Annotated in this window: 22 protein-coding genes; 13 read left to right on the forward strand and 9 right to left on the reverse strand. The window is 60.1% G+C overall.

Going from position 1 to position 19833, the window contains the following annotated elements:
• Positions 1–48: 48 nt before the first annotated feature.
• Together I5R65_RS05410 and I5R65_RS05415 are read right to left on the reverse strand one after the other, a co-directional pair.
• Complete coding sequence (locus tag I5R65_RS05410; protein ID WP_231395059.1) at positions 49–1701, reverse strand: methyl-accepting chemotaxis protein; 1653 nt, start codon at positions 1699–1701, stop codon at positions 49–51.
• Positions 1702–1919: 218 nt separating this feature from the next.
• Complete coding sequence (locus I5R65_RS05415; RefSeq protein WP_180667673.1) at positions 1920–2717, reverse strand: transporter substrate-binding domain-containing protein; 798 nt, start codon at positions 2715–2717, stop codon at positions 1920–1922.
• A 660-nt stretch (positions 2718–3377) separates the two neighbouring features.
• Between I5R65_RS05415 and I5R65_RS05420 the strand changes: the two genes are divergently transcribed.
• The gene (locus I5R65_RS05420) at positions 3378–3596 is read left to right on the forward strand and encodes a hypothetical protein (RefSeq protein ID WP_180667253.1); all 219 of its coding nucleotides are present in this window, start codon (positions 3378–3380) and stop codon (positions 3594–3596) included.
• Between the two features lie 253 nt (positions 3597–3849).
• Here I5R65_RS05420 and I5R65_RS05425 read toward each other — a convergent pair whose 3' ends face one another.
• The gene (locus I5R65_RS05425; protein ID WP_180667251.1) at positions 3850–5421 is read right to left on the reverse strand and encodes a methyl-accepting chemotaxis protein; all 1572 of its coding nucleotides are present in this window, start codon (positions 5419–5421) and stop codon (positions 3850–3852) included.
• 553 nt (positions 5422–5974) lie between these two features.
• Here I5R65_RS05425 and I5R65_RS05430 point away from each other — a divergent pair.
• The 4 genes from I5R65_RS05430 (at position 5975) to I5R65_RS05445 (ending at position 8351) form a co-directional block, all read left to right on the forward strand.
• Entirely contained in the window at positions 5975–6376 is a 402-nt protein-coding gene (locus I5R65_RS05430; RefSeq protein ID WP_180667249.1) for a response regulator, read from the forward strand.
• A gap of 8 nt (positions 6377–6384) precedes the next feature.
• Positions 6385–6615 carry a hypothetical protein gene (locus I5R65_RS05435; RefSeq protein WP_180667247.1) on the forward strand — a complete coding sequence of 77 codons (231 nt, stop codon included), beginning with the start codon at positions 6385–6387 and terminating at the stop codon, positions 6613–6615.
• A gap of 583 nt (positions 6616–7198) precedes the next feature.
• Entirely contained in the window at positions 7199–7699 is a 501-nt protein-coding gene (locus tag I5R65_RS05440; protein WP_180667245.1) for a response regulator transcription factor, read from the forward strand.
• Complete coding sequence (locus tag I5R65_RS05445) at positions 7683–8351, forward strand: GGDEF domain-containing protein (RefSeq protein ID WP_231395060.1); 669 nt, start codon at positions 7683–7685, stop codon at positions 8349–8351. Before I5R65_RS05440 ends, I5R65_RS05445 begins: the two co-directional genes overlap by 17 nt.
• On the opposite strand, the gene I5R65_RS05450 is transcribed toward I5R65_RS05445, so the two are convergent.
• Positions 8336–9970 carry an FAD-dependent oxidoreductase gene (locus I5R65_RS05450; RefSeq protein WP_180667243.1) on the reverse strand — a complete coding sequence of 545 codons (1635 nt, stop codon included), beginning with the start codon at positions 9968–9970 and terminating at the stop codon, positions 8336–8338. The genes I5R65_RS05445 and I5R65_RS05450 overlap by 16 nt on opposite strands.
• A 39-nt stretch (positions 9971–10009) precedes the next feature.
• Positions 10010–10555, reverse strand: coding sequence for a VOC family protein (locus I5R65_RS05455; RefSeq protein WP_180667241.1), 546 nt, complete (start codon positions 10553–10555; stop codon positions 10010–10012).
• Positions 10556–10731: 176 nt separating this feature from the next.
• On the opposite strand from I5R65_RS05455, the gene I5R65_RS05460 reads away from it, so the two are divergent.
• Positions 10732–11172 (forward strand): MarR family winged helix-turn-helix transcriptional regulator, encoded by a 441-nt coding sequence (locus I5R65_RS05460; RefSeq protein WP_180667239.1) that lies wholly within the window; start codon positions 10732–10734, stop codon positions 11170–11172.
• A 108-nt stretch (positions 11173–11280) separates the two neighbouring features.
• On the forward strand, positions 11281–11526 hold the full coding sequence (locus I5R65_RS05465; protein WP_180667237.1) for a hypothetical protein: 246 nt from the start codon (positions 11281–11283) through the stop codon (positions 11524–11526).
• Between the two features lie 90 nt (positions 11527–11616).
• On the opposite strand, the gene I5R65_RS05470 is transcribed toward I5R65_RS05465, so the two are convergent.
• On the reverse strand, positions 11617–12039 hold the full coding sequence (locus tag I5R65_RS05470) for an EamA family transporter (protein ID WP_180667669.1): 423 nt from the start codon (positions 12037–12039) through the stop codon (positions 11617–11619).
• Between the two features lie 295 nt (positions 12040–12334).
• Between I5R65_RS05470 and dinB the strand changes: the two genes are divergently transcribed.
• Positions 12335–13480 carry a DNA polymerase IV gene (dinB, locus tag I5R65_RS05475; protein ID WP_180667235.1) on the forward strand — a complete coding sequence of 382 codons (1146 nt, stop codon included), beginning with the start codon at positions 12335–12337 and terminating at the stop codon, positions 13478–13480.
• A gap of 165 nt (positions 13481–13645) precedes the next feature.
• Here the strand turns inward: dinB and I5R65_RS05480 are convergent, their stop codons facing one another.
• Both I5R65_RS05480 and I5R65_RS05485 read right to left on the reverse strand, forming a co-directional pair.
• A complete protein-coding gene (locus tag I5R65_RS05480) occupies positions 13646–13792 on the reverse strand; it encodes a hypothetical protein (protein WP_180667233.1) in 147 nt (48 codons plus the stop codon).
• Positions 13793–13909: 117 nt separating this feature from the next.
• Positions 13910–15469 carry a sensor domain-containing diguanylate cyclase gene (locus I5R65_RS05485; protein WP_180667231.1) on the reverse strand — a complete coding sequence of 520 codons (1560 nt, stop codon included), beginning with the start codon at positions 15467–15469 and terminating at the stop codon, positions 13910–13912.
• A gap of 191 nt (positions 15470–15660) precedes the next feature.
• Between I5R65_RS05485 and I5R65_RS05490 the strand changes: the two genes are divergently transcribed.
• Both I5R65_RS05490 and I5R65_RS05495 read left to right on the forward strand, forming a co-directional pair.
• Complete coding sequence (locus tag I5R65_RS05490; RefSeq protein ID WP_180667229.1) at positions 15661–16008, forward strand: hypothetical protein; 348 nt, start codon at positions 15661–15663, stop codon at positions 16006–16008.
• A gap of 87 nt (positions 16009–16095) precedes the next feature.
• Positions 16096–16509 carry a response regulator gene (locus tag I5R65_RS05495; RefSeq protein ID WP_180667227.1) on the forward strand — a complete coding sequence of 138 codons (414 nt, stop codon included), beginning with the start codon at positions 16096–16098 and terminating at the stop codon, positions 16507–16509.
• A 225-nt stretch (positions 16510–16734) separates the two neighbouring features.
• Here I5R65_RS05495 and I5R65_RS05500 read toward each other — a convergent pair whose 3' ends face one another.
• The gene (locus tag I5R65_RS05500; protein WP_180667225.1) at positions 16735–17013 is read right to left on the reverse strand and encodes a hypothetical protein; all 279 of its coding nucleotides are present in this window, start codon (positions 17011–17013) and stop codon (positions 16735–16737) included.
• 346 nt (positions 17014–17359) lie between these two features.
• On the opposite strand from I5R65_RS05500, the gene I5R65_RS05505 reads away from it, so the two are divergent.
• The 3 genes from I5R65_RS05505 to I5R65_RS05515 all read left to right on the forward strand — a co-directional run bounded on the left by I5R65_RS05505 (position 17360) and on the right by I5R65_RS05515 (position 19832).
• Positions 17360–18046 carry a GntR family transcriptional regulator gene (locus tag I5R65_RS05505; protein WP_180667223.1) on the forward strand — a complete coding sequence of 229 codons (687 nt, stop codon included), beginning with the start codon at positions 17360–17362 and terminating at the stop codon, positions 18044–18046.
• An 83-nt stretch (positions 18047–18129) separates the two neighbouring features.
• Positions 18130–18924, forward strand: a complete 795-nt coding sequence (locus tag I5R65_RS05510; RefSeq protein ID WP_180667221.1) for a phytanoyl-CoA dioxygenase family protein — start codon at positions 18130–18132, stop codon at positions 18922–18924.
• A gap of 110 nt (positions 18925–19034) precedes the next feature.
• A complete protein-coding gene (locus I5R65_RS05515) occupies positions 19035–19832 on the forward strand; it encodes an SDR family NAD(P)-dependent oxidoreductase (RefSeq protein WP_180667219.1) in 798 nt (265 codons plus the stop codon).
• Position 19833 lies beyond the last annotated feature (1 nt).

A 19833-nucleotide genomic window follows, 5' to 3' on the forward strand; every position in this document is an offset into this window, starting at 1 on the left:
CATGTTCTATATCCCTTGCTTCATCCGCTCTACCCTGCCTTGATTCTCTCACGCCGCAAGCAGCGGCCGACGACGGGAGAACAAGGCTAGCCGGCGACCTCCGGCAACGGCTCCAGGCTCATCGGACTCACCCGCTGGCGGGCCCCCAGCCTGCCCCTCTACCCGGAACACGCTGACCAGTTCCGTCAATTCTCCCGCCTGACCACGCATGGAAGCCGCAGCAGCTGCAGCCTGCTCCACCAGTGCGGCGTTCTGCTGGGTCATGTCATCCAGTTGTGCGACGGCGTCATTGACCAGCTGGATCCCTTCACTCTGCTCGGTGCTGGCTACGCTGATCTCGTTGACGATGGCATTGACCTGCTCCACGCTCTGGACCACGCGTGACATGGTGGCGCCGGCCTGTTCCACCAACGTGCTACCGGCACTGACCTTGTCCACCGAATCATCGATGAGCGACTTGATTTCCTTGGCCGCCGCCGCCGAACGCTGCGCCAGGCTGCGCACTTCAGAAGCCACCACGGCAAAGCCACGGCCCTGCTCGCCGGCGCGAGCGGCTTCCACGGCGGCATTCAAGGCCAGGATATTGGTCTGGAAGGCAATGCTGTCGATCACGCTGATGATGTCCACGATCTTGCGCGACGCGCTGTTGATCGCCTCCATGGTATCGACCACGCGCCCCACCACCACCCCGCCCTCGCCGGCAATGCCGGCAGCCGAGGCCGCCAGGCGACTGGCCTGCTGGGCATTGTCGGCATTGGTGCGGACGGTGGAGATCAGTTCTTCCATGGCCGAGGCGGTCTGCTCCAGCGCACCGGCCTGCTGCTCGGTGCGGGCCGACAGGTCCTGGTTGCCCTCGGCGATTTCGCCGGATGCCGTGGCAATGGCGTCGGTGCCATGACGCACCCGCGCCACGAGGTCACGCAGGCGGGCGTTCATGTCCTGCAGCGAGGCCAGCAACTGGCCGACTTCATCGCGTGAAGTCACACTGATCTGCGCCGTCAGGTCACCTGCGGCCACCCGCTGCGAGAGGCCCACGGCCTGCTTGAGCGGACGCACGATGCTGCGCGTGAGCAGCCAGGCACACAGCACGCCGAACACCAGCGCGGCGGCCTCCAGCACCATCAGCAGGATGCGGCTGCGCGCGGCCAGTGCGACGATGTTGGCGGCCGTGTCATCAATCTCGGCCTGCTCGGTCTGCTGCAGTTTGCGCATGGCGGCCTGGTACTTCTTGGACAGCGGCATGAACTCCTGGATCAGCACGCTGTTGGCGGCATCCTGTTCGCCGGTGGACTTGAGATCCATCATCTTCAGGGTGATCGCCCTGTAGTCCTTCTGCATGGCCTCGATCTCGGCGTAGAGCGCCTTTTCGGTAGCGGTGTCGAACATCGGCACCAGTTCCTTCTGCAGATCGGCGCTCTCCTTGACCGAAGCCAGTTCCTCGTTGAGGAAATAATTATTGAGCGTGGGGTCGGTGCTGCGCGACATGGCGATGGTGCGCAGGATGGCCGCACGCAGGTTGCCATACCAGCCCGAGATCAGGCGCTCCTTGCGCACCGACTGGCTGACCATCTCCTGCGTCACATTGCTGACCACCTGCAGGCGCCAGACGCCAATGCCCATGATCAGGATGGACAACGCCAATACCAGCGCGAAACCGCCAGCCAGACGGCTGCCGATACGCAGGTTCCCAAAGACCTTCATGATGATTCCCCAGTAATGGTGCATGCGGCCGCCCCCGAGGTTGCCGCTTGTCATTTTTCCAGCAAGAAACGTACCCGCCTGCGAAGGCAACGGCCGAGGACGGAGCTTGGGCGGAACGGCAGGCGGTGACATGGAGAATGGGGCGTGTCGCGCCGCAGGACGCGGCGCGCAGTGCAGACGGCAAGTACCGGTCCGCGACGCGGACCGGACCATGCTTCTTACTGGTAGGTCGTGGCCATCTTTTCCGGCAGCGGCACGTTGAGCCACTTCTTGACGATGCCATTGAGCTCGCCACTCTTCTTGGAGGCGGTCAGGGCCTCGTTGACCTTGGCCATGAGCGCCGGCTCGCCCTTGTTCATGCCGACGTAGCAAGTGGAGACATTGATGATGTACTTCAGCAGCGGCTTGTTGTTGGGGGTCTTCTCGGCCAGCGCATAGGCCACGAAGTCACCGGTGCCGACGATCTGGACCTGGCCCGAGACATAGGCCGAGATCAGGCCGTTGTTGTCTTCATAGCGCTTGATGACGGTGCTCTTGGGGACACTGTCGGTGAGCATCAGATCTTCGAAGGTAGAGCGCGCCACGCCCACGGTCTGGTTCGCCAGGTCAGCCGGACCGGCCACCTTGATGGCGGCTACGCCAAAGACGCTGTTGTTATAGGGCGCATAACCCTGCGAGAAGTCGATGACCTTTTCGCGCTCGGCGTTCTTGCCCAGGGTCGAGATGATGAGGTCGATCTTGTGCGTCTGCAGGAAGGCCATGCGACTGGAAATGGGGACCGGGACCAGCTCGGCCTTGACGCCCATGCCCTTGGCCACCAGCTTGGCGACCTCGATGTCCAGACCTTGCAACTGCAGGTCGGAATTGACCGAACCGTAGGGTGCGAAATCCTGGGGCACGCCGATCTTCACGACCCCGGCCTTCTGGATATCGGCCAGGTTGTCGGCACTGGCCGATCCGGCCAAACCGGCCATCAGGCCCAGGGATGCAGCGATTACGGTCTTGACGAACTTCATGGTGGTTCCCTTGTTGTCGTTGAAATGATGATCCATGCTGACGGGCAAACGTCGGGCGCCTGTTTCGGTATCACTCGTGGTGATGCAGGCAATGTCGAACAACGACTTAGAAAAATGGCCCCGATTACCCGTCCCGAGCGATGCGCATCCACCCCTATCGGGCAGCGCACAGGACGCCACCGCGCTGATGCAATTACCATGCCCGCCTGTTCCCGTCGGTGTCGATTCACAGGGCGAATCAAACAAAGTCGCCGCCTGACAAAAACCGGCGCACAATGGGGAGAAAATATTAGTTTTCCTCCACCGCTGCAAGCGGCTCGCCATTTCTGACACGAGCTGCCCCTACAGGCGTCTACACCCGCGACAGCTCAGCACCGGCAAGCTGGGTGTCGCGCCAAAAACTAATTGATCCACCATGACCGGATTGCGCCGGGGAAGAATGAAAATCATCTCCATGACGCAGTCCCGGCAGGAGATCTTTCCCGGCTCCCCACATCGTTGCGGTGGCGCTATAGATCAGCTTTCCATTCCCACAGAATAGGAGAAGATGGGGAAAAAACGTAAAATCGAAAAAATAAGTTCTAATATTTTTCAGTTCGCAGTTATATTGCCGCAGGCACTCCGCTGCCGTCATCCAGACCAATCAAAAGGGAGAGACCCATGCCCAGACGTTCCAAGACACCTGAACCCGTTGCTGCGACCCCGCCGCGCTTCCTGGTCGAGCCGGACGGCTTCCTCAACGTCCCGGTGAGCCGCAAGACACGGGATGACATCCATCATCTCAAGAAAAGCATGCGCGTGACCAGCCAGGCGGAAGTGATCGAAAAAGCCGTGGCCATCGTGCGCGCGATCGATCTGGCCGCACGCGGCGAGGAGTAAAGCCGGGCGGAGACGCCCAAACCTGGTCGCGACCGGCTCCGGTCGCGACATCCTCCACTGCGAGTGACCGCTTCCAGGCTGCGCCGCCCACCCTCTTCCTCCGGCTTTCACGGCCCGGTCTTTGCGACCGGCAGCATCCTCGCCATTACTCACGCACAGGACGAAAAAAAAGCGGCTGCCTGTTCTTCAGGCAACCGCTCGGTGCGCTCCCACGACCGGCGCGGGAAACTTCGGTCCCGGCGATGAGGACGAATCAGGTCATGCGCGCAGTGGTCTGCACCGGCAGACGGAAGATGCTGACCTGTTCGGCCAGTTCTGCCGCCTGTCCCTGCATGGCGCGCGAAGCCGCGGCGGCCTGCTCGACCAGCGCCGCATTCTGTTGCGTGACCTCGTCCATCTGCGTGACCGCCTGATGGACCTGCTCGATACCGGCGCGCTGCTCTTCGCCGGCGGCGCTGATCTGTCCGATGATGGTATTGACCTGGGCCACGCTCTGTACGATCTCTTGCATGGTCTGTCCAGCCTTCTTGACCAGATGCGCGCCTGAATCGACCTTCTCCACCGAGTCGCCGATGAGCACCTTGATCTCCTTGGCAGCGGCAGCCGAACGCTGGGCCAGGCTGCGCACTTCGGTGGCGACCACCGCGAAACCACGGCCCTGTTCACCTGCACGGGCTGCTTCCACCGCGGCATTCAAGGCCAGGATATTGGTCTGGAAGGCGATGCCATCGATCACGCCGATGATGTCGACGATCTTGCGGGCGGAGGCGTCGATGTCGTCCATCGTGGCGACCACTTCGCCGACGATCTCGCCGCCCTGGCCGGCAATGTGCGAAGCAGCCTGCGCCATCTCGGCGGCCTGGCGGGCATTGGCGCTGTTCTGCTGGACGGTGGATGTCAGTTCTTCCATGGAGGAGGCGGTTTCTTCCAGCGAACTGGCCTGGTGTTCGGTGCGTGCCGACAGGTCCTGGTTGCCGGCTGCGATCTCCTGCGAGGCAGTGGCAATGGTATCGGCCCCGGTGCGCACGCTGGAGACAATATCGACCAGCGAACGGTTCATCTCGCGCAGGGCGCCGAGCAGTTCACCGGTCTCATCAGAAGCGCGATCATCGATGTGCTTGGTCAGGTCGCCGTTGGCCACCTTGCGCGCGGCGTCCAGCGCATCCGCCATTGGCACGGTGATGGAACGGCTGATCATGAATGCAGCGATCAGGCCGATCAGAATCGCCACGACGGCCGACACGCCCAGAATGGTGGCTGAGTTGACATAGGTGGCATGCGCAGCGGCAGTCGCCTCGTTCATCTGTTGCTCGTAGCGTCCCACCAGCAGGCGCAGGGATTCGAGCAACTCGCCCTGGGTCTTGTAGCGCGGACCGAACAGCAGACGCTGGCCTTCTTCATTCTGGTTCTTCAGTCCAAGCGCGACCACATCGGCGGTGAAGGCAAAGTAGTTCTTTCCGGCCTCATCGACAGTACCGACCAGGCGTCTTCCCTCTTCGGTGGTAACGCTGCTGCGCAGGTATTCCAGGGACTTCAGGAATTCCGCCAGGTCCTTGTCGATGGATTGCTTGTTACTGTCCATCTGGGCCTGGTCCGACAGGATGATGATGTTACGTGCCGAACGGGCAATATTCATCATCAGGTATTGCATCTTCTGGGCGGCGTTGACCTTGGGATAGATGCGACTGCTCAGGTCGCTGGCAGTCGTATCCAGCGACGACATGCGGATGATACCGATGAGAGTGATGATGACCAGCAGCGACAGGAGAGCCGCGAAGCCGGCACCCAGGCGCGTGCCCAGGCGGAGACGACGGAGAGGATTCATGTGAGTCTTGTTGAGGATTGGAACGAGGCCGGTGGGGTCACGTCGGCGCGCAGGAGATGATACGTCGGACGCCGACGGCACCCTGCCCCGAACAGAGGGGTAGAGTTCGACCTTATCGGCTCATGGCCGTGGCGCGCGGCCGGCAACATCGCTGCAGGGCAAGCACTGAGCCCGGGAGATATTCGCGTTTGCGCGACTGCCGGATTTCACTGTCAGCTTGCATTCCCCCCCGTCTTTCATGATATGCACCACCCAGCGCATGGAGCGACAGTTTGTATTACATGCCGATGCGGACAAATTGGCAAAGCGGAAAAAGCGGGCGCTTTCTCGCTTACGCACAGGTTTGGTGGCCAATTGACTTCTGGTATAACAAGGGCTTCGTCGTCCCTCCCCCTCCGGCCCACTGGCCACGGCGACGTCTGCACTGGCTGGCACGAGCGCCACTGCTCACCCGAATCGTCATGATGACGCGGGCGCGCGGCCGGCCGCACCTGTCGGCACGCATCTTGCTGACCCGAGGGGGAGATACGTCACCGCTCGAGGCACAAGTCACATGGCAGATACAGACCAGCATTTTCTCGTCGTCGACGATTTTTCGACCATGCGCCGCATTGTCAGCGGCCTGCTCAAGGAACTGGAATACACCAAGATCGCGGAAGCCGACGATGGCTCCACGGCGCTGAAGATACTGGAGTCCGGTGCCTCCAGTATCACCTTCGTGCTCACCGACTGGAACATGCCTGTCATGGACGGTCTGACACTGCTCAAGAAGATTCGCTCGTCACCCTCGCTGGCGCACCTGCCGGTGCTGATGATCACCGCCGAGGCAAAGAAGGAGAACATCGTCATGGCTGCCCAGGAAGGGGCCGACGGCTACATCGTCAAACCATTCAACGCTGCCACGCTGAAGGAAAAGATCGAGAAGATCCTGTCCCGGCGCGCGCAGATGAAATAGGAGGCGCCATGGACATTCCCGCCAACGACGACCAGCAGGAGCCGGGGATCGGCGCCGTCATCACGCATGTCTCGATGACCACCCGCATCCACCAGACCGTCTACACGCTGGAAAACCGCACGATCCGGCTAGCCGCCGGTGCGGTCCGTTCTGAGTATCGCGTGCTGCTGGAGCGCGACGTCATCAAGGACTGGACCGAGGGTGACGTGGCCCAGTATTTCGGTCGGGACATCGAATGAATGCATGACCGCAGCCGGTGGTCCGCAAGGCCACCGCGCCGCAACTGCCGTACCAGCTCTCCCCCTTCCCTCTTGCTCGCATGCACGCTCGCTCGCCTGCGAACATGACGTCATGCCAGGGCCGCCCGGCCTGCCGCCTCCATCTCCCTCCCACATGTCTATTACGCCGTCTTGAGCGTCGTCAGGCCTGTAAGCCTTTGCACCTTGCATGATCATGCAGAGACGATTTGTTGCAAAATAGAAATTTTCAAGAGATTTTCTGTGAATCTCCCCGCTTACAAAAGCGGGTATAACGTAACCAATAATCAGACTCATCCGTTGAGAGCGCTATAACAGATCAGGGCTGTTTCATTTTGGGGATGTGAGTCGACGTGGCAGTGTTAATCGTAGAGCATCCAGACACGGGACCGGGGAGCGTGCTGAAGGTCCTTGAAGCGAGCGGACTTCCGGTCAGGGCGGTAGCGGCACTGTCGCAACTGGAGGGCGAGGTTCAAAAAAAAAACCGACCATCCTCGTTCTCGAGACGCATCGGCTCACCAGCAGTTTCCGTCCGCTGGTAGCGGATCTGCGCCAGAAATTCCCGATGCTGGGAATCGTCGTCGTCGCCGACAATGTCAGCGAAGCAGCGCACGAAAATGCACTGCACGATGGCGCCGACTATTTCCTGCACAAGCCGATCAGGGACTCCGTGCTGCTGGCGACGATACGCTCTTTCCTGCGTCGCCTGCACATCCGGCATGCGCCGACCAATGGTGCTGCCGAAGCCTGGAGCCTGTATCGTCGCCACGGGACACTGGTGAGTCCGCATAACGAGCGGCTTGCGCTGAGCGACAAGGAGTGCGCGGTCCTGACCACGCTGTTTCTCAGCCCGCATTTTCCGGTCAGCTCGGAACAGTTGCTGCATGCGCTCAACATCACGGCAGAGATTTTCGATCCTCACCGCATCGATACCATCATCTATCGCATCCGGAAGAAGCTGGCGCAACTTGTCCACACCCGGTTCGAGATCAGGAACATCTATGGCCGGGGATTCATGTGCGTAGCAATGAAGGAAGGTGCGGTCTTCTATGTTTGGGATGGATAACAGCGAACTGGCCCTGATCGGGCAACTGGCCGTCAGCGGCGCCTGCCTGGGTGCCATGGGCATCTTCGGCGGACTGCTGCGGCATGCGCGTCGTCGCTGTCGGCATCTCAGTGAACAGTTGCGACAGGCCTGCGCGCTCAATGAAAGCCTGCGCCGGCAAGCACTCTACGATGGCCTCACCGGGCTGCCCAACCGCCTGCTGCTGGAAGAGCGGATCAGCTCCGCCCTCACCCGCGCCGAGCGCGAACAGGGCGCGTTCGCCCTGCTGTTTCTGGACCTGGATGGTTTCAAGACGGTCAACGACCGTTATGGTCATGCGGCGGGCGACCTGCTGCTGATGCAGATCGCCAGCCGCCTGTCAGACAGCCTGCGCCACGCGGATACGATTGCGCGTATCGGGGGCGATGAGTTCGTGGTGCTCACCGAGATCGTTTCCTCCGGTGACATCGGCATCATCCGCGACAAGCTGCATCAGGCCTTGTCGCACCCCTTCCAGATCGGCGCCGATGCACTTTGCATCAGCGCCAGCCTGGGCCACGCCCGCTACCCGGACGACGGCAACAGCATCGACGCACTGCTGGCGCGTGCCGACCAGGGCATGTATCACCTCAAGCGCCAGCGCCAGAGCACGACCAGCTACGCCACGCAATGACAGATGCAGTGCGCCACGGCCGCAGTGATCGCAGCGGCATCGGCCCGATGCCAGCGGGCCGCCACATGCTGGTCGGGACGGATCAGGTAGACGCTGCCGGTGCGGGCCGCGTAACGCCGCGCTGCCAGGCCTTCGCGGTCGATCAGGTCGGCGCCTGAGCCAGGTGCCGCGATGGTCTTGATCCTGAGCTCGACGCCGGGAATATCGACGACCAGATCCGGCGCCTCGGCCCCGAACACCAGCACGGTGAAGCCCTCCCCCAGTTCCTCCAGCAACCAGCCCGGACGACCATCGCGCAGGATGGGTGCATCGGCGCAGGCGGTACCAGGCGCCATGTGGCTGCTGAACAATACGCTGTCGGGCGTATTGAGGGACGAGTCGCGATACGGCGTGGGCGTGGACAGGCGACCGCTGTTGACCAGCGTACGCGCGAACTCCTCGGTCTCGGCCAGGCCCAGGACGGCATCGCGCAAGAGCCTGCTGACCTGACTCTTGGGCGTGATGAAATCGGTCGAGCGGGTCGATTGTCGCAAGTTGTCGTCGGCCGCCCGGGCGCGCTCTTCATGGTAGCTGTCGATGAAGCTGACGGGTGCATGGCCGTCGATGACCAGCTTGAGTTTCCAGACCAGGTTGTCGATATCCTGAACCCCGGTATTGGCGCCGCGGGCGCCGAAGGGCGAGACCTGGTGTGCAGCGTCTCCGGCGAAGAGCACGCGCTGGTAGCGCATGTTGTCGATGCGACGGCAGGCGAACTGGTACACCGATACCCATTCCAGTTCGAATTCCACTTCCTTGCCCAGCATGGCCTGGATGCGCGGGATGACGTTTTCGGGCTTCTTTTCCACTTCGGGATCGGCATCCCAGCCCAACTGGAAGTCGATGCGCCAGACGTTGTCGCATTGCTTGTGCAACAGCACGCTCTGGCCGCGATGGAAAGGTGGATCGAACCAGAACCAGCGCTCGGCCGGAAACTCCGCCTTCATGACGACATCGGCAATCAGGAAACGGTCCTGGAAGAACTGCCCGCTGAATCCTGCGCCCACCATCCTGCGGGTATCGCTGTTGGCGCCATCGCAGGCGATGATCCATTGCGCCTGCGTGTGGTAGAAGCCATCCGGTGTCTCCAGCGACAGCGTGGCGCAGAGATCGTCCTGATTCAGGTTGAGCACCTTGTGCTTCCAGCGCAACTCGATCAGTGGATGGGCCTGGCAAGCTTCGACCATGTATTGCTCCAGATAGTATTGCTGGAGATTGATCATGGCCGGCATCTTGTACCCCGCCTCGGGCTGCAGGTCGAAGCGATAGACCTGGCGGTCCTCGAAGAACACCTTGCCCACCTGCCAGCTCACGCCCTTGTCCACCATGCGCCTGGCCACGCCCAGCCGGTCCCATATCTCCAGCGGGCGCTGCGCATAGCAGACCGCGCGTGAACCGATGCTGACGGTGTCGTTGTCATCCAGCACCACCACCGGCAGGCCGCGCGCGGCGCATTCCAGGGCGGCGGTCAGGCCGATCGGCCCGGCGCCGATGATGACCACGGGATGAAGCTGCGGCTTGCCGTCGCGCTGCTCGTCGGATTGCCGATAGGTAAAGCGTGGGTAGGTATAGGTGCTCTGCACAGAAGTCTCCTTGGATTATTGTTGTCACGACGGCTTGCTTCAGTGGGCCTGCTCACTGAATTCGTCCGCATGCATCCATGCGGCATGGCGGGGCGCGCGACGGGTGCGCGACCACTCTTCCAGCATGTCCCATTTCACCGCGTCCAGCCGCTGCAACTGTTCCGGCGTGGCACAGTCGGCGGCCAGTTCGACCCGATGACCATTGGGATCGAAGAAATAGATGGACTTGAAGATGGTGTGGTCGGTGATGCCGACCACGTCGATGCCGTCGGCCTGCAGTCGCTGCATGACGTCGTGCAGCGTGGCTTCGCTATCGACCTTGAAGGCAATGTGCTGGACCCAGGCGGGGGTATTGGCATCGCGCCCCATGGGCGGCGATGCGGGAATCTCAAAGAAGGCCAGTACGTTGCCCTGGCCGGCATCCAGGAACACATGCATGTAGGGATCGGGCGCCTTGGTCGAGGGAACCTGGTCTTCAGCAATGGCCAGGATGAAATTCATGTTCAGGTATTTTCCATACCACTCCACGGTCTGCCTGGCGTCCTTGCAGCGGTAGGCGACGTGGTGGATACGATCGATATGCATGGTGGATCTCCTCGGACGGGCGCGGCCCTAATTAGTAACGTTTGTTACTATATGGATGCATGAGGAGAGTGGTCAACGCGCAAGCGCCCCGGAAGGGCAAGCTTCGCAGCGCGAATTGATCTGCATCAAGCCCTGCCCGGCTTTGGCGGCTTGGTAACGTCTGTTACCATGTCGGAATGAAACTGCAAGCATTCTTTCCCTATCAGTTGGCGCAACTGGCCGAGGCGGTCAGTCGCTCGGTTGCCTCGGTCTACGCCGACCGCTTCGGCCTGAGTCGCGACGAGTGGCGCATCCTGGCCGCATTGGCCGAACAGGGCCAGATGCAGGCCAGCGACCTGGTGCCACATACCTCACTGGACAAGATGCAGGTCAGCCGTGCATTGGGTCGGATGGAAACGGCGGGGCTGATCCTGCGTGAACCCAGCCCGGAGGACGCGCGTGCGCGCATTGTCAAGCCGACCGCCCAGGCGCGCAGGCTCTACCGCAAGATCGTGCCGATGGTCGAAGAACGCGAAGCCTTCCTGCTGCAGGCGCTGAGCGCGAGTGAGCGGGAGGTCCTGCTGCGTGCCATGCAAACGATACGCGCACGGGCCGTGGAAAAGGACGCTGCAGAATGATGAGCCTTGTCAGGCCTTGGCTGACGCAGGATTGCGAGCCTGCCTGATGCACGCGGTGGCTCGCTGGCGCTATCGTGAACGCTCTGGACTATCTTGAGGAGAACCGCGATGAATCAGCTTGAAAATCGGCCAGAAAATCACCGCAATCCCGCCAACGCGAGCACAGACCAACCAGCGCGCCCCGGTGAGGCGCCGACGGTAACGCAGTTCGAGAAGGAAGAGCAAGGCCACGAAGGCACGCTGGGCGGACAAGCACCGCTGCATGCCCCGGCCGGAATCCAGCGCAGCGGTCGGGGTGGTGTACTGGTCGAGGAAGGCGCCCTGGCAGGCAAGCCTGAAACGCCCAGGCCCTGACGCCAGGACGGGAGGGGCATTCGGAGTGGGTGGGCAGTCGCTCCCCCACACATTCGGATGCGCCTGCGGTCCAACGCCTCCGAGTAAATATTACCCCCGCGATATCACCACCAGCCCCAGCGCGATCAAACCCGCCCCCGCCAGCTTGGCCGGCGTGATTGCCTCGTGCAGAATCCACCACGCCAGCAGGACGGCAACGATCACGCTGCCCTTGTCGATCAGCGCGACCGTGGAGACGTCACCCATCTTGATCGCCTTGTAGTAGAAAATCCATGAACCGGCGGTCGTCACCCCGGAGAGGCCGAGCCAGAAGAAGTTCTTCCAGGTCAGTGCTTCCAGCTGAGAGGTCGGCACGACGACGCCTGCGAACACCAGCACGAACAGGAACACGAAACAGGTCCGTATCGCCAATCCCAAGTCGCCCGAAATGCCGGTCAATCCAAGCTTTGCAATGACTGAAGTGAAGCCGGCGAAGGCCATCGAAATGAATGCGTAAGCGACCCAGCGCTCCATCTTGTAATCCCTCAAGGCAGGTTGATTGATGCCCGGGCTATGACGTGGGCCTGCGAACTCGGTCATCGCATGCCCACGCCACAGCCCGGTGTGAACCGTCAAATTACCATGAGGAGCCTGTTTTCTGCTGCAAGGACTTCACTGTGTTCTTCCCCCCTCCCCTGCCCGGACACGATCAACAGGACGAGCGGGACGGGATACGCCTGCTTTCGCAGGAATCAGCGGATTGTGGATACAATCTCCCCTTTTCCGGCTTCCCCCATCACGAACCCTGGCAGTTCGGTCCCTGAAGAACATGTCCCCTGCGCGGCGCATAGCTCATATCGACATGGATGCATTCTTTGCGTCTTGCGAACTTTCGCGTTATCCACAACTGCGCGGCCTGCCCATGGTCGTCGGCGGACGACAGACGCATGCCCCCAAGGCGCTGGACGATGGCACTCTGGAATTCGCGAAGCTCAAGGATTACGTGGGCCGGGGTGTGCTGACCACGGCGACCTACGAGGCCCGCGCCCTGGGCGTGCATTCCGGCATGCCCACCATGCGGGCGGCACGGCTGGCGCCGGAGGCCATCCTGTTACCGGTGAATTTCGAGCTGTACCGCCAGTATTCACGCCGCTTCAAGGATGCCATCAGGGCCATCAGCCCCATCATCCAGGATGTCGGCATCGATGAAATCTATACCGATATCTCTTCGCTCGAGGCGACCTCGGAAGACATTGTGGCGATGTTCAAGACCTCGGTCCTGGAGGCGACACAACTCACCTGTTCGGTCGGCATCGCCCCCAACAAGCTGCTTGCGAAACTGTGCTCCGATATCCAGAAGCCGGACGGATTCACCATTGTGACGATGGATGACATTCCTGATCGCATCTGGCCCATGCCGGTGAGCAAGATCAACGGTATTGGCCCCAAGTCTGCCAAGAAGCTTGATGCGCTGGCGATCAGGACCATCGGCGAACTGGCCGCCTGCCGGGAAGACTGGCTGACGGAGAATTTCGGCCGCAGCTATGGCGCCTGGTTGTATCGCGTCTCCCATGGCATCGATGATCGGCCGGTGGTTACCGAGTCCGAACCGGTGTCCATGAGCCGCGAGACCACCTTCGAACGTGATCTCGATGCCATCCGCGACCGGAATGAACTGGGCGCGATCTTCACGCGACTGTGCGAGCAGGTGGCGGCCGATCTCGACCGCAAAGGCTACCTCTGCCGCAAGGTCGGGATCAAGCTGCGCTTCAAGGATTTCTCGACCGTGACCCGCGATGCCACCCTGGCGGCGGCGACCGCCGATGCACGGGAGATCAGGAAGGCAGCCGGCAATTGCCTCAAGCGCATCGCTTTCGACCAATCCATTCGCCTGCTGGGGGTCAAGGCCAGCGGCCTGCTCAAGCCAGGTGCTGCCGAACGGGCGCAACCGGTGCAGTTCCAGCTGGACATCTGATACGGACTGTCCGGTCCTCGCCGGGGCAGGGAACTCCCACTTGCCTTGTACCTCGTTCAAAACGTATGCGCGACCATCTCCTGTACGGCTGGTGCAAAGCGGGTGCAGATCTCGCTGACGAGACGAAGCAATACTGCGGCCATGATGTTCTCCTTGTCGGATCAGTTAAAACGAGAAACCGCCGAGGGCGCCCATGACCTGGAAGAACCACCATTCATCCGGGCTGTGATATTGGCCGGCAGTGGCCGCTTCGGCCAAGGTGCTTGCCATCAGGCTGACGACGGCGACGAAGTAGAAGAGGTAGAAGCGCATGGTGTTCTCCGATGACTGGGGTTTCGATAGGTAGTCATCTTCGGCTGCGCTGGTTACTGCGACATTGCAGCGGGACGGGAAAACGTTACAGTTGAAACACGCGCGGTGATGGCACACTTACGCCGACCAGACCAGTACCGGCGGCCGGTAAATGAACTCACGATAGACGGCCCTTCCACGTCCCTCCTCCTTGGCTGTATAGAGCGCCTTGTCTGCTACCTCCACGATCTCGCGAGGCTGGAATGTGAATCCCTTGCCCGACTCGATCGAGCTGATGCCTACGCTGACGCTTACCACAGCGCCTTCACTGAATGGGTGAGCAATCGCCAGCGATCTGACGGCGGCGCAGATCCTTTCGGCGACGACAGTTGCGCCCGCCCGGCCGCATGCTGGCAAGAGCACCACGAATTCCTCGCCACCGTACCGCGCAACTGCATCGACTTCGCGCCTGGCGGCTTCCGATATTGCAGCAGCCACTTGCTGCAGACACTGGTCCCCGGCAACGTGCCCATAGCTGTCGTTGTATTTCTTGAAGTGATCGACATCGATCATGAGCAATGAGATCGCTCCACCTGAGCGGCCGAAGCGCGCCACTTCCAGCTCCAGCAACTCGTCGAAATAGCGCCGGTTGATGGCGCCGGTCAGCCCATCCCGGCGCGACTGCACCTGCAGGAGCTGGAACAGCTTTTCCATATTCTCCTGGGCCGTCACGGCCTCGGCCTGTGCGCGCTCACGCAGGGCAACCTGGGTCACCATCTTGCTGCCGCCGTAGCAGATGGCCATCAGGAGAAAGCCGATGCCCAGTGCCTTCTCGATGGCATGCCGGGTCCAGGCCCGGAGGACCTCGCCCTTCGACACCGCGACAATCATGACCAGCGGGTAATTGCTCAGATGCTTGAAGCTGTTGATCCGCAGCTCGCCATCCTGGGTCGAATGAATTTCGACCGAGCCCGAATCGGCAAGCTTGACGTGCTGCTGGAACAGGGGCGAACCGCTCAAGACCTTACCCATCGAATCCGCCAGCAGCGGGCGCCGATACAACACGGTGGCGTTATTGGTGCCGAAGAGAATGGCCCCCTTCCGTCCGATATCGAATTGGTGATAAAAGCGTTCGAAGAAATTGATATCCAGCGTCGCCAATGCGACGCCGCCGAAGGTGCCATCGGGCTTGTTGATGCGCCTGCTCATCGTCAGCACCCAATGTCCGGTCGATTTACTGCGTACAGGCTTGCCGATGAAAGCGGTGTTCAAGCGCTGGTCCTTGTGATGGATGAAGTAGTCGCGGTCACTGTTATTGAACCTGGTTTCCAGGACCGGTTGCGACGAAGCGATCCAGGCGCCCTTCTCGTCATAGATGAAGAGGCCCGCCAATTGGGGGACGTCGCTGACGTTCTCGACCAGGAAGTTGTGCAGGCGCGCCCTGTCGCCTGACGTCTTGCGCGTGCTTGCCGCCTGTTCCAGCGCAGCCTTGAGCACGATATCGACTTCGTCCAGCGCCTGGTCCGCATGCTGCGAAAGCGCCACGGCCATGTTGGCCGTCGATCGGAACGATTCCTCGACCACCGTTCTACGCTCGTGCCAGCTGGACCAGCCTTCCAGAGCGACGATGATCAGACACACGACAATGACGAATCGCTTGGCCGCTCTCGACGCCACCTTGATCGCACAAACGTCCATAACTGCTCCTTTCAACGGTGACGTCCAATGGATCCATTATTTACTGGCTGTTAAGACTCAAGTATCAGAAATTACCTGAGCTGCAACATCTGAAGGGGCGAAGCGGCAGAATCGACGTTGCGCAGGAGCTAAGGATTCTCCTGATGGCATGAATTCTCCAGGGGCGTATAACGACGCCCATGGGAGAAAAAATGCTGAATAGTCATTCGCAGGAGATCGCCAGCCGGTACATGTTGATCGTGACCAGACTGGCGGAGATGGCTGGCGCCAACCTGATCGTAGGAGATCTGGTCCGGGCGGCCACAAGGAATTGTCTCGTCGCGATGCATGCTGCGGGAGCGGAGTGCGCTGAAATCCGGCGCTGTGTCGGCAGCCTGATCGGCGATCACATCAGCTCATCGGCGATTCCGGATCCGCGAGCGATGGACACGTGGGTCAATGCCAGAAATCACATGGAATTCCTGCTCTTCATCGAAGAGCACGATGAGCTGGCGGGACGCGCCGGCTTCAATGCGCACAGAGCGACGACTTTCCATTGAGTCGCGCAATCGTGCAGGAAGGACATGGGCAAGCCATGCCTCGGTCCGCACAGATATGTCTTATTCATTTTCGCTCGTAGGCTCCACATGAACCCGAAGTCGCCTGCCGCTACCATCCTGGTGATCGAAGACAATGTGTATGTCAGGTCCCTGCTCGCCGATGTGTTCGAGATGGAGGGCTATAGCGTGCTCCAGGCCGGACAAGGCGCTGAAGCATTGGCGGTCATGGAGGGCAAGCAGATCGACGTCATCCTGACGGACCTGCGCATGCCGGTCATGGATGGGCTGACGTTCGCCACGGCGGTCAGGGCGGATGCCCGTTATCGGCACATTCCCATCGTGTTGCTGAGCGCCACGCCGCTGATCGACTCACGGGCTACGCTGAAGTTGTTTTCCGCGTTCCTTTGGAAGCCCAGCCCGCTGGAGGAAATCATTCACACGGTACGCCAGGTGCAGCTTGATGCGAGTGGAAATCTGGATATCGGCAAGCCGGCAGCCTAGACCGGCGGGGTCGGTCAAAAAAGCTGCTGCCAAGGGCAAGCAGCCCACACCGCCGAAGCGGCCTACGCTGCTTGCCGCCACGTGCATCGCACCTGGGAACAGCTGGTGGTCGCGCCCTGAGGACGGGGCGACCAAAGACAAAAACCGCAATTGCACCAAGAGCGGCGGGACAAGGATGGCAATGACGGCGCCATCGAGATTGGGGACGGGGGATGGGCCTTGGCCTCAGCGATTAGGATGTGCCGGCAAGATTTGTGCCGCCTGATGTGCCCGCATCCTCATTTCTGCGATCTCGGGCTCTGCAACTGCCAACAAGTTCGCCTTGGCCCGTAGCAACTCTCCGAGCATCGCCCTCGTTCGGTTTTCATTGTTTGCACATCCATCACCTGCCCGCTGGGCCTCCTCAATCGGCCTCTGAATCAGCACTGTTTCCGCATCGATCGCCGGCTGCATGACCGTGGCGACGCAATGTTCCACGACCCTCCTTTGTTCTTCGTTCTCCATCCTCAATCTCCTCCTTGTCAAAAATTAAGCCGTTTCGCATATCCACCTTTGAACAGTGCCAGCCGAATCCAGGCGCTGCGCCGAGTGATTTCCGTTAAATTCAGAATTCCATTTTTGCGACTCAATTGCATTAATTGAAATATTTTCCTCGAAATAGCCAAGAAATATTTATTAAAATAACAATACAACTGGAGTCTGATGAAGTTTTTGCATCTGAGGCGTGCAATACAATTCAAGACCCATCCGCCATTTATCCCATAATTATGGCGCTTTTCGCGCCAAGCATCGTTGACAGCCCAAAAACCGCTGCCTATTATTCGAGTTCGGAATACGGAATTCAATAATCATGGCTATCGAAGACACCTCCCCGTTCATTGATCAGGTATTCGAGCAGTTGCTGACCTCGATCGCCCTCGGAACATTGAAGCCCGGGCAACGAATTCGGCAAGCCGAGTTGGCGGCGGAACTGAGCGTATCCCGGCAGCCGATAAGTCACGCACTACAGCTCCTTAAACACGAAGGCCTGGTACAGGATTCGGGGCGGCAAGGGCTGGTCGTGTCCCCTATCGATCCGGATTACATGAAGCAGATGTACCAGGCCCGAAAGGCGCTGGAAGTCACCGTTGCAGGGCTTGCCGCACAACGTGTGGCCGACAGGATCGCCACGCCCGAACAGGTCATGGCGCTGAAGGGCGCGCTCATGGAAGGAAAAAGAGTCTACGCAGCCGGCGAGCCACTGGCGAACCTGGTGAGAGCAGATCTGGAATTCCATCGCGCCATCTATCGCCTCTCCGGAAATCACGTCATCGAGCAAATGATGAATACGCGCTGGGCGCACCTGATGAGATCCATGCTCATCGTATTGGATGAGCCGGAAACCCCAGGAAGAGCCTGGGAAGAACATGAGGAACTGACCGAATACCTCCTGTCGGGAAACGTCCTCGAAGGAAGCGATTTGGCTGCGCGTCACATGCAGAGGGCGAGCAACGACATGTACCGACGACTTACGAAGTTCAGGGAATCCGCCGATTAGTTTCGGTATTCACGGTAGCGACTGACTGGCTCGATTGCACCGGGTCATGGGGCCGCTTTTTCTTAAAAAAATGGAGACGCAACATGCAACTGACCAAGCAACAACTCGCCGAGTTTGACGAACTGGGCTACATCTTTTTGCCGGAGTGCTTCCCCGTGGAGCAAGTGGAAGCGCTTCGTGCAGCGGCCAGCGATGTCTTTGCTCAACATCGCGCTGAAGTCTGGCGTGAAAAGGATGGCGCACCCCGGATGGCCTTCGCGTGCCATCAATATAGCGAAGCGTGCCAGCTGCTTGCATCAGACGAGCGTCTGGTCACCCCCGTAGAGCAATTGTTTGGCGAGAGCTGCTATCTCCATCAATTCAAAATCAACGCGAAAGCCGCATTCACGGGCGACGTGTGGCAATGGCACCAAGACTTCCCCACATGGCATAAGGACGACGGAATGCCGGAACCTCGTGCGATGAACATCGCCGTCTTTCTGGATGACGTCATGCCGATCAATGGCCCCCTGATGGTCGTTCCCCGTAGCCACAAGGCCGGAGCACTGGAGTCGTCTCACGACGTCAAGACCACGTCCTATCCGCTCTGGACCCTGGACAACAAGACGGTTACCGATCTGGTTGAGCGAAACGGCATCGTGACTCCGACCGGCAAGAAGGGCGGAGTGCTGATGTTCCATGCCAATATCGTGCATGGTTCTGCCGGAAATATCACACCCTACCCTCGCCGCATTGCCTATCTGACCCTGTCAGCACTCTCTAACGCGATCGTGAAGCCGACTCGTCCCGACTTCATTGCTCACCGCGATTTCACGCCTGTCCAAAAAACATCTCCGAAGGACTTCGAGGAGTTTCTCTCCAGGGAAGTAGCGGCCTGATACCGGAAGACTCGATGGGGTTGGCCGAGTAATGCCTCGATATATCGGCGAAGCGGCATGCAGGACGCCGCCTTGCCATCTTATGAAACCGCAAGAGCCAAAGGATTTGTATGTCGCAAAGAATGAAGGGCAAGGTGGTCATTGTCACTGGAGCCGGCTCGTCCGGACCAGGGTGGGGAAATGGAAAAGCCGCGGCAGTACTGTACGCCCGGCACGGAGCATCGGTGTTCGCAGTAGACCATCGAATGGAAGCCGCACTGGAGACGGCCGAGCTGATTTCTGCCGAAGGAGGAAAGTGCGTCGCCGCCCGGGCCAATGTCGCCAGCTCCGAAGACGTCAAAGCAATGGCAGAGCTATGCGTCAGGCAATTCGGCCGCATCAATGTCTTGCATAACAACGTGGGCATCGTCGAAGTCGGTGGGCCGATCGAGACTGAAGAAGAGTCCTGGAATCGGGTGATCGCAATCAACCAGTCGAGTGTCTTTCTGACCTGCAAGCACGTCATTCCGCACCTGCTTGATGCAGGTGGCGGTTCGATTGTGAACATTGCCTCAATTGCTGCAATTCGCTGGCTCGGCTTCCCCTACCTGGCATACAGCGCCGCCAAGGCGGCAATGATTGCAATGACCCAGAACATGGCAGTGCAGTACGCCCCACAAGGGATACGGGCAAATTGCATCTTGCCGGGATTCATGAATACGCCATTGATCCAGGAACCGCTCAAAGAAACCTACGGCGGCAATGTCGACGAGATGATCGACAAAAGAGATAAGCAGGTTCCAATGGGAAAGATGGGCGATGGATGGGATACGGCTTATGCAGCACTATTCCTCGCCTCTGAGGAATCCAAATACATCACGGGAACGAGTCTTGTGGTCGACGGCGGGCTGACAGCACGCTGCACTTGAA

It is taken from the genome of Herbaspirillum sp. AP02 (genome assembly GCF_015767275.1).
In the GTDB taxonomy this organism is placed as follows: domain Bacteria; phylum Pseudomonadota; class Gammaproteobacteria; order Burkholderiales; family Burkholderiaceae_D; genus Herbaspirillum.